The 333-nt window shown below is 41.1% G+C and carries 1 protein-coding gene; it reads left to right on the top strand.

All coding sequences use genetic code 11. The features are described from left to right. On the top strand, positions 1-333 hold a 333-nt coding region (locus tag LMH66_RS20320), incomplete at both ends, for an IS3 family transposase (protein WP_229372733.1).

Below are 333 nucleotides of genomic sequence, written 5' to 3'. Positions count from 1 at the left end.
CATTATCAAGAGAGCAAAGCATCGTTAAACAACTATGTCAGTTGTTTGAAGTGCCTCGAAGTAGCTATCACTATCACCTTAAACATCGCGGTATAGTTAATCCTGATTATCAGAGACTATGCCATCAAGCTATTGAGATACACAGTGTTAGTCGAGGCTCTGCGGGAGCTAGAACCATTGCGGGACAATTAAATCAGCAAGGCGAAAATGTCGGTCGCTATAAAGCTGCAAGTTTAATGAAGCATACAGGCTTGGTGAGCACTCAGCTCAGAAAACATCGATACAAAATAGCTAAAAGTGAGTCAAAAATAGCTCCTAACCTGCTAAAAAGAC

Source organism: Shewanella sp. 10N.7, from assembly GCF_020806285.1.
Classification (GTDB): Bacteria; Pseudomonadota; Gammaproteobacteria; order Enterobacterales; family Shewanellaceae; genus Shewanella; species Shewanella electrodiphila.
The sequence above is the reverse complement of the archived record's forward strand: the minus strand, read 5'-3'. Positions and strand labels throughout refer to the sequence as shown.